Source organism: Spirillospora sp. NPDC048824, assembly GCF_043198455.1.
In the GTDB taxonomy this organism is placed as follows: domain Bacteria; phylum Actinomycetota; class Actinomycetes; order Streptosporangiales; family Streptosporangiaceae; genus Spirillospora.
This window is the reverse complement of sequence record NZ_JBICUS010000001.1, coordinates 131,990-143,159: the sequence shown is the minus strand read 5'-3', so window position 1 is coordinate 143,159 and position 11,170 is coordinate 131,990. Positions and strand designations below refer to the sequence as shown.

Here is an 11,170-nt window from a genome sequence, read left to right as displayed (position 1 = left end):
ATGCATGCCGAGTCAGGAACTAGGCCTGGTGGGACACCTTCGGGAGCCCCCGGCGCACGACCCCGATGATCGAGTCGGTGTCGGCGTGCGGATGCGCGTGGACCGCGCTCAGCACCTCCGCACGGGGACGGGTCACGCGCAGAGCGGCCCCGCGCGGCATCTGCCGGTGGTCCGAGGGCGTTGCCACGTCCGACAGACTGGCTCAGTATCTGGAACCAGTCAAGAATTGGGAGCCGTCAAGCTTGGCCGGTTCGCCGCGGAAAAGTCGTCCCGCCGGACGCGGCGCGGCGTCCGGCGGGACGGGGATCGTGAGGCGGGGGGACTAGCGGAAGTTCACATCGCTGCAGATGTAGTACACCTGGTCCATGTGCGACGCCTGCCAGATCGTGAAGACGACGTGGCGGCCGCTGCGACCGGGTGCGTTGATGTCGCTGATGACGTAGTTGTTGCTGGAGCCGTAGCGTCCGGTTTCGCGGACCAGCTCCAGGTCGCTCCAGCGCAGCGGCTGGTTCAGGCCGTCGTAGCCCTGGCGGGTGACGTAGACGCGGAAGTAGTCCGCGCCGTGGCTGGCCTGGTCGTACAGGTTGATCGTGAAGTCGGTGCCGATGTCGGTCATCTTCCACGCGCCCACGGCGTCCATGGACCGGTAGCGCCCGCCCTCGGCGTGGCCGCCGCTGCACAGCTGCCCGTCGGGCACCGCGGCCTGGTGGTCACCGCCGACGTTGTTCTGGTAGAGCCCGTTCCAGTTCCACATGGCGTTGGGGTTGTCCTGCCATGCCTGCCAGCACATCGCGTCGAGCTGCTGCATCTCGGGGTTCAGGTGGTCGTCGCCCCAACGGTCCCAGCAGCCGTAGTTGCGGGACGCGGGGTCGATGACCGATCCGTGCGCCGAGGCCGTGTCGACCCAGAAGAGCGGGACGAGCACGGCCGCGAACAGGATGGTCGCGGCACGCCGTATTCGGTGGTGCATGTGCGAGGTCTCCGTTCCGGTTGCGGGGGTATGGCCGGATTGGGAGCGCTCCCGGACAGAGGCTAACTCCGATCCGGACGATCCGTCATCCGGCCCGTGAAAGCTTTCACGCCGGGCCCGCTAGCAGTCCGTCCCAGCCGGCCCTTCACCCGGCAGATGGCCCGCCGGCGGCGGATTCCCGGAGTCTCCGGGCGAGGGTTTCCGCGTCGTACGGGCCGGTGTGGCGGCGTTCTCCGACGAAGAAGGTGGGTGTGCCGCGTGCTCCGCTGGCCTCGGCGCTGGTGACGTCCGCCCGGATCCGGGCGGACGTGCTCTCGTCGTCGAGGTCCCGGAGGAACATCTCGACGTCCAGCCCGAGGTCGGCGGCGTAGCCGGCGACGTCCTCGTACTGGAGTTCGTCCTGGTGCTCGAACAGGAGGTCGTGCATCTCCCAGAACCGTCCCTGCGCGTCGGCGGCGACGGCCGCGTGGGCGGCGAGTTCGGCGTAGGGGTGCACGTCCGGGAGGGGCAGGTGCCGGAAGACGTACCGCAGGTCATCGCCGAAGCGCTCCTGCAATTCGTCCGCGACCCCCGTGGAGCGGGCGCAGAACGGGCATTCGAAGTCGCCGTACTCCACCAGGGTGAGCGGTGCGTCGTGCGGACCTCTGATGTGGTCCACTTCCGGGTCCACCGGCCGGTCGAGGAACCGCGGCAGATCCGCCTGGTCTTGGCCGCGCAAAACCGCGGCGGCGTGGAACACGAGCCACCCGAGGGCGGTCGCGAGCACCACCGCCAGCAGCACGCCGACGGTCGCCTGGTCGCGGGTCGTCTCGTCATCGAAGGCCAGGCGGACGATCAGCAGCGAGACGGTGAACCCGATGCCGGACAGGGCCGCGCCGCCGAACACGTGCTCCAGGCTGACCCCCTGGGGCAGCCTCCCGAGGCCGAAGCGTGTGCCGAGGACGGTGCTGAGCCCGACTCCCAGGGGTTTGCCCAGCACAAGACCGATGATCACCGCCCAGGTGACCGGTGAGGTGAGCGCGTCGCCGAGAAGACCGCCGCGGAGATCGACGCCGGCGTTCGCCAGCGCGAACACCGGGACGATGAAGTAGCTGCTCCAGGGGTGCAGCGTCGTCTGCAGCCGCTCGTTGACCGACACCGCGCGCTGCAGCCCTATCCGGGCCGTCATCCCCACGTCCGCCATGGGGGACTGCCGGAAGGCGCGGAAACTCCGGGCCGCCTTCTCGACCGCTTCCCTCACGGGCCTGTGCGCGGGGACGAGGAGACCGCCGAGCATCCCCGCGATGGACGCGTGCAGGCCCGCCTGGATCGTGGCGAGCCACAGCGCCAGGACGGCGACGACATACGGCGCCGCACGCCAGACACCCCGCCGGCTCAGCAGCACCGCCACCCCGCAGAGGACGAACATGGCGAGGAGTGGCAGTACGCGGACGGTCTCCGAATAGACGAACCCGATCACGCTCACGGCCACGATGTCGTCGATGACGGTGAGCGCCAGCAGGAAGATGCGCAGCTGCGTCGCGAACGTGGGACCGACGACGGCGAGAGCGCCCAGCATGAACGCCGTGTCGGTGCCGATGACGATGGCCCAGCCGTTCGCGGCCTCTCCCCCGGGCGCGACCAGCAGGTACAGGAGCGCGGGAACCAGCATTCCGCCGACGCCGCCCACGACCGGGAGGACGACGCGGCGGGGTTCCCTGAGTTCACCGACGGACAACTCGTACCGGACCTCCAGGCCGATCACGAAGAAGAACAGGGCCATCAGGCCGTCGCTGACCCAGTGCCCCAGGTCCATCGACAGCTCGGCGCCCCCGAGCGACATGGACGCCTCCGTCGCCCACAGGGACTCGTACTGGTCCGACCATGGGGAGTTGGCCCAGAGCAGAGCGGCCACGACGGCCACCAGCAGCAGGGCCGAGCCGCCCACCTCCGTCGCCAGGAACCGCTGCACAGGCCCGGAAAGCTGAGCGAGAAGCGCCTGCCTCCTGGCCCGCGTCTGAGAACCGGCCCGCTTCCTCGTCCACATCACCGGTCCGTCATACCGGATCCAGAGCACCGATACGCAATCAGCACGCCCAGGTGGGCCCGCGCCCGGCGGTGTGGCGGTGCCTTTCCGGCGGGCCCGAATAAGAGATCTTTTCGGCGGGTCTGGGTAAGAGGTCTCTCGTGGATCTCAACGCACCGGACCGCACCCTCCGGATCGGCGGCCGCCCGCTGCCGGTCGTCGGCCCCGCCCGGATGTACGTCTGCGGGATCACCCCGTACGACGCGACCCATCTCGGTCACGCGCGGACGTTCGTCTGGGCCGATGTCGCCGCCCGCGTCCTGCGCCATGCAGGGGGTGACGTGCGCGTATGCCGCAACGTCACCGACGTCGACGACGTACTGAACCAGGCCGCCGACCGTGCCGGCAGCCCGTACGACAGCTTCGCCGCCGTCCAGCAGTTCTACTTCGAACGCGACCTGGAGGCCCTCGGCGTCCATACCGTCGACCACCAGCCACGCGCGCACAACTACATCAGGGAGGTCGTCGCGCTCGCGCAGGGGCTCCTCGCGTCCGGCCACGCCTACATCCGGGACGGAGGGGTCTACTTCCGCGGCGCCGACGTCCCGGGGCGCGCGGGGCTCGGCGATCAGGAGGCGCGGGAGCTGCTGGCCGAGTACGGCGACGAACCCGAGGATCCCGGCAAGGAGCATCCGTTCGACATCGCCCTCTGGCGGCCCTCGAACTCCGGGGAACCCGCCTGGCCCAGCCCCTGGGGCTCGGGACGGCCCGGCTGGCACGCCGAATGCACCGCGATGGCCATGACGACGTTCGGGCCGGCCCTGGACCTGCACTCCGGCGGCGCCGACCTGCGGTTCCCCCACCACGCCTACGAGGCCGCACTGGCCGAGGCGCTGACCGGCGTCCGGCCGTTCTCCCGCGCCTGGCTGCACGTGGGCATGGTTCGCGTGGACGGCGTCAAGATGGCCAAGTCCACCGGCAACCTGGTCCTCGTCTCCGAGCTGATCCACGACCACCCGGCCGCGGCGATCCGGCTCATGCTCATCACCGCCCCCTGGCGGGAGGAGTGGGACTACACCGCCGGGACCCTCGACTCCGCGACGGCACGCCTGGACGCGCTCCATCTCGGCGCGGGCCGCCGCGCGTCGTCGGACGCGGCGGAGGCGGCCGCGACCCGCGCTCTGCTCGACGATCTCGACGTGCCGGCCGCGCTCGCCATCGCCGAGGAGGAGGGCGGCCGCACCGCCCGCCTGGTCATGCGGGTCCTGGCGCTCGGTTAGCCGCCCCTGCCCCGGCCTCGGCCTCGGCGGAGAGCCCGACGAGCCGTGTCCGGGTCGCCTCAAGGCGGTCCACGACCAGTTCGGCGACGCGGCGTGTCAGCTCGTACCCGAGCGACGGGTCGACCGCGCAGAACGTCCGGACGAGCCGCGCGTCGAACTCGATGGCCCGGACGGGCGTGCAGGTGACTCCCCCGAACCGCCACCGGTAGGGGCGGAACATCCATGACCAGCCCAGCACGGAACCCGGGCCGTAGGTGTCGATGACGACCGTCCCGCGGCCGGGAACGTCGGCGTCCACGGCGACGGTCCCGTCCTGGACGAGCCAGAACCGCTCCGCCGGGGCGCCCTCGTCGAAGATGCGCCGTCCCGCCGGTATCTCGATGGACCGGGCCGCCGTCGCCAGCCTGCGCAGGTCGGCGCTCCGCATGCCGCTCAGGAACGGTTCACGCGCGAGATCCGTCCCGTCGTAACCGACGGCCACATGGGTCATGACGTCCTCCTTCTCATCGGCCACCTTCCATGAGACCCGCCGGCGTGGCCTGCACCACAGGGCCGAACGGCCCTTTCGCGTGCGGACCTCTGCCCCCAGAGGCGCTCGCGGTACTCGCCGCCAGGATGGGTAGGCATCACAGGTCACCTGGTCAAACGGGAGTTGTGATGCCTTCAGAACCCAATGGCGAGCGCTTCGGCTTCGCCTTCGACCGCCCTTTGCCGCGCCCGCTGCGGATGCTGGGGATCCGGCCGGAAACGTGCTACCTGCTGATCACCACGTCCAGGCTGGACGTCCGTTTCGGGCGCTGGTCGGTGCGGACCGCCTTGGACAATGTGGCCGGTGCCGAGGTCACCGGCCCCTTCTCCGCCTGGAAGGTGCTCGGTGTGCACCTGTCGGCCGCCGACCGCGGGCTCACCTTCGGCACCGGCACCGAACAGGGTGTGTGCATCCGGTTCCACCGTCCCGTCCCCGGCGCGGAGCCGACCGGCCTGCTGCGCCACCCGGGGCTGACGCTCACCCTCGCCGATTCCCCCGCGGCGGCGCGGCGGCTGCAGGAGATCGCGTCCGCTCTGCACCCGGTGCAGGTCTAGGCGGGTTCGGGAGACGATCGCGGTCCCGGAAGGTGGACGATCTGGTCGACCGCGCCGGGGGACGGGGGCGTGTGCGTGATCAGCAGGACGCCGGTGCCGGGACCGATGTCCAGGACATCGGTGAGCAGGTCGTCGGCGGTGCCGGGATCAAGGTGGGCGGTGGGTTCGTCCAGGACGATGATGCGGGCGCCGACGAGGAAGGCGCGGGCGAGCGCGATCCGCTGGCGCTGGCCGCCCGAGACGCGGTCGCCGTGCTCGCCCACGTGGGTGTCCAGGCCGTCCGGGAGCGTGGCGATCCAGTCCCAGACGCGGGCGCGGCGCAGCGCGTCGATGATCTCCGGTTCGGTGGCGTCGGGCCTGGCGAGGCCCACGTTGGCGCGGATCGTGGTCGCGAACAGGTGGGCGTGCTGGTCCACCAGAGCGATCACCCGCCGGACGTCGTCCTGGGCGTAGGCGCGCAGGTCGTGGCCGTCGAGGGTGATGCGGCCCTCGTCGGGGTCGCGGAAACGGACGAGCAGGTGGGCCAGGGTGCTCTTGCCGCTGCCGCTCGGGCCGAGCAGCGCGACACGCCGTCCGGGGCGCAGGTCCAGGTCGATCCCGTCCAGGACCCAGGGTGAGCCGGGGGCGTAGCGGGCGCGCACGGCACGGCATCGCAGCAGGTCGCCGCGCGGGGCCGCGAGGGGGCGCCGGGGGTCGGAGGCGGGCGGGTCGGGGGCGGTCAGCGCGGTGAGGCGGGTGGCGGCGTCGTGCGCGGCCAGCAGGTCGCGGGCGGTGTCGGGCAGCGGCCGGACGGCCTCGAACGCGGCCATGGCGATCAGCCCGAGGGCGGCGAGCAGGACACCGGGAAGGACGCCCCGGCGGGCGGCGTGCAGGCCGGCGGTGAGGACGGCGAGCGTCGTGGCGGCGGTGAGGAGCGTCACCGCCGCCGAGGTGAACCCGGCGGTGAGCGCGTCACGGCGGCTGATGCGGGCCAGCGTGGTGTCGGCGGCGCCGATGCGGGCGAGCTGGTCGTCGGCCTGGTCGAAGGCGACCAGGTCGGGGGCGGCGTGCAGGAGTTCGACGGTCTCGGCGTTGAGCGCGGCGCGGGCCGCGCTCTGGCGGCGGGCGGCGGCGCGGGTCAGCGCGACGGACGCGGCGGGCAGGACGAGCGCGGCGGGCAGCAGCCCGAGCGCCAGCCAGATCCCGGCGGCGGGCAGCAGCCACCCGGCGGCCGCGACCGAGCCGGCGCCGACGGTGAGTGCGATCAGCGGCGGGGCGAGGCCGCGCAGGTAGAGGTGCTGCATGGCTTCGACATCGGCGACGAATCCGCTGAGCAGTTCCCCGCTCCGGGTGCCGGGCACGCCGGCCGGGACGAGAGGTTCCAGCCGGGTGAACCAGCGGACGCGCAACGCGCGCAGCAGCCGCAGGCTCGCGTCGTGGGAGATGAGGCGTTCGGCGTAGCGGAACACGGCGCGCGACAGACTGAGGGCGCGAACCGCGGTGATCGTCACGGCGAGCGCGAGGACCTCCGGACGCTGCGCGGCACGCGAGATGAGGTAGCCGGAGGCACCCATCAGCGCGACGGCCGAGCCGAAGGCGAGCGCGCCGCAGAGGGTCGAGACGGCGAACCGGTGTGCGGCGGGACGGGCCGCCGCGACCATCGCCGGCAGCGGACGCCCGGTCACGTGCGGATCTCCGCGCCGGCGAGGTCGATCACCTGGTCGGCGGTGTCGGCGAGCCGCCGGTCGTGCGTCGCGACGACCACGGTGCGGCCGGTCACGCCGTTGATCGCGTCGATGACGCCCCGGGCGGTGGCCGCGTCGAGGTGGGCGGTGGGCTCGTCCAGCAGCAGGAGCGGCGCGGGCCGGGCCAGCGCCCGTGCCAGGGCGAGGCGACGCAGTTCGCCGGCGGAGAGCCCGGTGCCGGCCTCGCCGACCGTGCGGTGCAGCAGGCAGGACGCCCCGGCCAGTTCCGCCGCCGCGACCGGGCTCAGGTCGCCGGGCTCGGCGGGGGTGATGGCGGCGAGCGCCGGGCCGGGACGCAGCCGGGGGCGCTGCGGCAGCCAGGCGGCCAGCCGCCGCCACCGGTACGGGTCGAACTCGGCCAGGTCGGTCCCGTCCACGGTGATGAGCCCGGAGGACGGCTCGATGAAGCGCATGAGCAGCGCCAGCAGGGTGCTCTTGCCCGCGCCGCTGTCTCCGACGAGGACGGTCCGTTCCCCTGGGCGTATCTCCAGGGTCATCTCCTCCAGCACGGGCGGGCCGTCGTCGTAACCGGCGGTGACGCCCTCCAGGCGGACGACCCCGAACCGGGCCGTGCGGGGACGGGCCGGTGTGGACGCGGCGGGCGCAAGCGCGAGCAGGCCGGACAGCCGCCGCGACGCCGTCAGCCCGTCGGCGCCCGCGTGGTACTCCGCGGTGAGCCCGCGCAGCGGCCCGTACAGTTCGGGGGCGAGGACGAGGACCGCCAGGCCGGTGTGCAGCGCCAGGTCCCCGGCGACCAGCCGGAGCCCGATCCCGACCGCGACCACCGCCGTGCCGAGCGTGGCGGCCAGCTCCAGGACCATCGCGGACAGGAACGCGACCCGCAGGACCTTCATCGTCTCCCGCCGGTAGCGCTCGGTGGTGGCGGCGATGGTGGCGGCCTGGGCGCGTCCCCGGCGGTAGGCGCGCAGCGTGGTCAGCCCGTTGACGACGTCGAGGAAGTGCCCGCTCATCCGGGCCAGGGCCAGCCACCGCGCCCGCGTCCTGGCCTGGGTGGACCGCCCGATCAGCGCCCCGAACAGCGGGATCAGCGGCAGCGTCACCAGCATGAGCAGCGCCGACAGGGCGTCCTGGGACGCCACCCACAGCAGGATCGCGGACGGCGCCAGCACCGCGGTCGCCAGCTGCGGAAGGAACCGGGAGACGTAGGTCTCCAGCGCCTCGACGCCGCCGGTGGCGGCGGTCACGACCTCGCCGGACCGCACACTGCCCGGACGCGCCCGCAGCAGATGGCGTAGCACCCGGCCGCGCAGCTCACCGGTCATCCGGGACGCCGAGGTTCGCGCGAAGGCGTCCGCCGTCCAGCCGGTCGCGGCGCGTGCGACGCCGACGCCTCCGAACGCCAGCAGCGCCGCGAGCAGGTCCGGGACGTCCCGGTGCTGGAGGAAACCGGAGGCGACGATGTGGGCGAACAGGATCGCCTGGACGATGGTGAGGGCCGCCGAGCAGGCGGCGAGCAGTCCCGCCGTCACCGTGAACCGGCGGATGCCGGGCACATGCGACGGCAGCCACGGGTCGGTCGCGCGCATCCGGTGGCCTACTCCCCGCCCCCGGAGGAGGCGTCGCCGCGCTTGTGCCCCCGCTCTCCCGTGATCATGTGCAGCGGGTGCGGCGGACGCGCGAAGTCCGCGCGGGAGAGCCGTGCCCGGAACACCCACAGCGCCCAGACCTGGTAGGCGAGCACGATGGGCACGAACACGGCCGCGACGATCGTCATCGCGACGAGCGAGTAGTGGTTGGAGGCCGTGTCGTAGATCGTCAGGCTCGGCGAGCCGGGCGTCGACGACACGATGACCCTCGGGTACAGCCGGACGAACAGCGCCGCGACCAGCAGCACGGTCGCGGCCGACGTGCCGGCGAAGGCGGCCAGGGCGCGTCCGCGCAGGGCGAGCGGCCCGGCCGCCGCGGCGGCCGCCAGGCTCAGCACGATCAGCACGATCACGGGCAGCGGGTACGGCGCGGACGAGGCCGCCTGGAACGCCGTCCAGACGAGGAACGCGATCAGCAGTACCGCCGCCGCCGGCCAGAGCGCCAGCGCGGTGCGGCGCGCCCGCTCCTCCAGGCCGCCCTCGGTCCGGATGGCGAGGAACAGCGCCCCGTGCAGCGCGAACGCCGCGACGAGCGCGAACCCGGCGAGGACGGAGTAGGCGCTGAACGGCCCCGGCGGTCCGCTGGTGAGGTTGCCGTCGGCGTCCATCGCCACTCCCCGGGTGATCTCGGCGAAGACGACACCGAGCAGGAACGGGATCGCCGCGCTCGAGATCGGCAGCGCGTAGTCCCACCGCCGGTGCCAGGACGGGTCGTTGTGCTTGTTGCGGTACTCGATGGCGACGCCGCGCACGATCAGCGCGAGGAGGAGCGCGAAGAAGACCAGGTAGAAGCCGGAGAACAGGCTCGCGTACCAGCCGGGGAACGCGGCGAACGTGGCGCCGCCCGCCACGATGATCCACACCTCGTAGCTGTCCCACACGGGCAGGATCGTGGCCAGCAGCGCGTGCCTCTCGGGGTTGTCGCGCCCGAGGAACGGATAGAGCATCCCGACGCCGAAGTCGAAGCCGTCGAGCAGGAAGAACCCGATCCACAGCACCGCGATGAGCCCGAACCAGAGGGTCTGGAGGCTGAGGTCGCCGGAGATCTCCATGGTGATGCGCCTTTCGCGGGGCGGGTCAGTAGAGCATCGGCGGCAGCGGGTCCTCGCGGGTCAGCTCCGGGGCCGGTTGCTCGGGTCCCGCCTTGACCGCGCGGACGATCAGCCATGCCTCGATCACGGCCAGCACCCCGTAGAGGACGGTGAAGCCGATGAGCGTCCCGATCACCTGGCCGCTGCCCACCTTCGGGGAGATGGCGTCATGGGTTCTCAGGAGGCCCTGGACGATCCACGGCTGGCGTCCCATCTCGGTCAGCAGCCAGCCGGCGGTGTTGGCCAGGAACGGCAGCCCGAGGAACGCGTACGCCCACCAGGCGAACGTGCGGGAACGTTCCAGCCCGCGCCGGCGCGCGAGCCACAGCCACAGGGCGGAGAACAGCAGCACGAGGAGACCGACGGCGATCATGACCCGCCAGGACCAGTAGATGCTGCCGATGATCGGTGTGTAGTCGCCGGGCCCGTACTTCTCCCGGTATTCGCGCTGGATGTCGTTGATCCCGCGGATCTCGCCGTTCCAGTCGTTGGTGGCCAGCACCGACAGGCCGTTCGGCAGGGCGATGTCGACGTTGACGCGATCGGGATGCTTCTCCCACGGGCCGATCGCCAGCAGGGACAGCGGCGCGGGCGCCCGCGTCTCGTACAGCGCCTCCGCCGCGGCCATCTTCATCGGCTGCTCGTTCACCAGGATCTGTGCCTGGAAATGCCCCACGCCGATCACCACGACCGACGACCACAGCGTCACCCAGAGCGCCCCGCGCGCGGCACCCCGGAACAGCCGCACGTCCTTCTCCTTGCGGATCCGGTATGCGGACACGGCGATCACCAGCAGGCCCGCCGTGATCAGCGACGCGGCGATCGTGTGGAAGAAGTGCGTGATCTGCAGGGGCTGGAGGAGGACGTCCCCAAGCGAGGTCATCTCGGCGCGTCCCTCGTTCATCTCGTAGCCGATGGGACGCTGCATCCACGTGTTCGCCGCCAGGATGAAGTACGCGGACGCCGTCACGCCCGCCACGACGAGCCAGATCATCGCCAGGTGAATCCTCGGCCGGAGCCGATCCCAGCCGAAGATCCACAGGCCGATGAAGGTGGACTCCAGGAAGAACGCCACCAGGCCCTCGATCGCCAGCGGCGCCCCGAACACCGATCCCACGAACCTGGAGTAGACGGACCAGTTCATACCGAACTGGAACTCCTGCACGATTCCGGTGACGACGCCCAGCGCGAAGTTGATCAGGAAGAGCTTCCCGAAGAACCGCGTCATCCGCAGATAGTGCTCGTGCCCGGTCCGGTGCCAGGCCGTCTGCATGCCGGCGACGAACCATGCGAGACCGATCGTGACCGGCACGAAAAGAAAGTGGTAGATGATCGTGACGGCGAATTGCCATCGGTCCAGGACGGCCGTCGTCTCCACCGGGCCCCTTCCTCGTCGGCGACGCTCCTGCG

General features: G+C 71.9%; 9 protein-coding genes and 1 pseudogene. 2 read left to right on the top strand and 8 right to left on the bottom strand.

Translation table 11 applies throughout. The annotated features are described in order from the left end of the window. Nucleotides 1-22: 22 nt before the first annotated feature. The 3 genes and pseudogenes from ACGFIS_RS00655 to nhaA form a co-directional block, all read right to left on the bottom strand. Nucleotides 23-160: pseudogene (locus tag ACGFIS_RS00655) on the bottom strand (transcriptional repressor); the annotation flags it as partial. Between the two features lie 162 nt (nucleotides 161-322). After that, entirely contained in the window at nucleotides 323-970 is a 648-nt protein-coding gene (locus tag ACGFIS_RS00650; protein WP_392907472.1) for a lytic polysaccharide monooxygenase, read from the bottom strand. A gap of 145 nt (nucleotides 971-1,115) precedes the next feature. Further along, a complete protein-coding gene (gene nhaA / locus ACGFIS_RS00645) occupies nucleotides 1,116-2,921 on the bottom strand; it encodes a Na+/H+ antiporter NhaA (RefSeq protein ID WP_392907474.1) in 1,806 nt (601 codons plus the stop codon). Nucleotides 2,922-3,136: 215 nt separating this feature from the next. Between nhaA and ACGFIS_RS00640 the strand changes: the two genes are divergently transcribed. After that, on the top strand, nucleotides 3,137-4,255 hold the full coding sequence (locus tag ACGFIS_RS00640) for a class I tRNA ligase family protein (protein WP_392907476.1): 1,119 nt from the start codon (nucleotides 3,137-3,139) through the stop codon (nucleotides 4,253-4,255). On the opposite strand, the gene ACGFIS_RS00635 is transcribed toward ACGFIS_RS00640, so the two are convergent. After that, a complete protein-coding gene (locus ACGFIS_RS00635) occupies nucleotides 4,230-4,745 on the bottom strand; it encodes a cyclic nucleotide-binding domain-containing protein (protein WP_392907478.1) in 516 nt (171 codons plus the stop codon). The genes ACGFIS_RS00640 and ACGFIS_RS00635 overlap by 26 nt on opposite strands. Nucleotides 4,746-4,912: 167 nt before the next feature. Between ACGFIS_RS00635 and ACGFIS_RS00630 the strand changes: the two genes are divergently transcribed. Then, complete coding sequence (locus ACGFIS_RS00630) at nucleotides 4,913-5,338, top strand: hypothetical protein (RefSeq protein ID WP_392907481.1); 426 nt, start codon at nucleotides 4,913-4,915, stop codon at nucleotides 5,336-5,338. On the opposite strand, the gene cydC is transcribed toward ACGFIS_RS00630, so the two are convergent. Genes cydC through ACGFIS_RS00610 form a run of 4 tightly spaced genes read right to left on the bottom strand, consistent with a single transcriptional unit; the run spans nucleotide 5,335 to nucleotide 11,138 of the window. Further along, a complete protein-coding gene (gene cydC / locus ACGFIS_RS00625) occupies nucleotides 5,335-7,002 on the bottom strand; it encodes a thiol reductant ABC exporter subunit CydC (RefSeq protein WP_392907483.1) in 1,668 nt (555 codons plus the stop codon). The two genes, ACGFIS_RS00630 and cydC, sit on opposite strands and share 4 nt — an antisense overlap. Further along, complete coding sequence (gene cydD / locus ACGFIS_RS00620) at nucleotides 6,999-8,609, bottom strand: thiol reductant ABC exporter subunit CydD (RefSeq protein WP_392968811.1); 1,611 nt, start codon at nucleotides 8,607-8,609, stop codon at nucleotides 6,999-7,001. The genes cydC and cydD overlap by 4 nt, the downstream gene beginning before the upstream one ends. An 8-nt stretch (nucleotides 8,610-8,617) precedes the next feature. Further along, nucleotides 8,618-9,721, bottom strand: a complete 1,104-nt coding sequence (gene cydB, locus ACGFIS_RS00615) for a cytochrome d ubiquinol oxidase subunit II (RefSeq protein ID WP_392907489.1) — start codon at nucleotides 9,719-9,721, stop codon at nucleotides 8,618-8,620. A 25-nt stretch (nucleotides 9,722-9,746) separates the two neighbouring features. Continuing rightward, the gene (locus ACGFIS_RS00610; RefSeq protein WP_392907491.1) at nucleotides 9,747-11,138 is read right to left on the bottom strand and encodes a cytochrome ubiquinol oxidase subunit I; all 1,392 of its coding nucleotides are present in this window, start codon (nucleotides 11,136-11,138) and stop codon (nucleotides 9,747-9,749) included. Nucleotides 11,139-11,170 lie beyond the last annotated feature (32 nt).

Excerpts from the sequence above, each read along its gene's own strand:
- ACGFIS_RS00650 (WP_392907472.1), bottom strand. The coding sequence starts at position 970 with ATGCACCACCGAATACGGCGTGCCGCGACCATCCTGTTCGCGGCCGTG.
- ACGFIS_RS00635 (WP_392907478.1), bottom strand. The coding sequence starts at position 4,745 with ATGACCCATGTGGCCGTCGGTTACGACGGGACGGATCTCGCGCGTGAA.
- ACGFIS_RS00630 (WP_392907481.1), top strand. The coding sequence starts at position 4,913 with ATGCCTTCAGAACCCAATGGCGAGCGCTTCGGCTTCGCCTTCGACCGC.
- cydD (WP_392968811.1), bottom strand. The coding sequence starts at position 8,609 with ATGCGCGCGACCGACCCGTGGCTGCCGTCGCATGTGCCCGGCATCCGC.
- cydB (WP_392907489.1), bottom strand. The coding sequence starts at position 9,721 with ATGGAGATCTCCGGCGACCTCAGCCTCCAGACCCTCTGGTTCGGGCTC.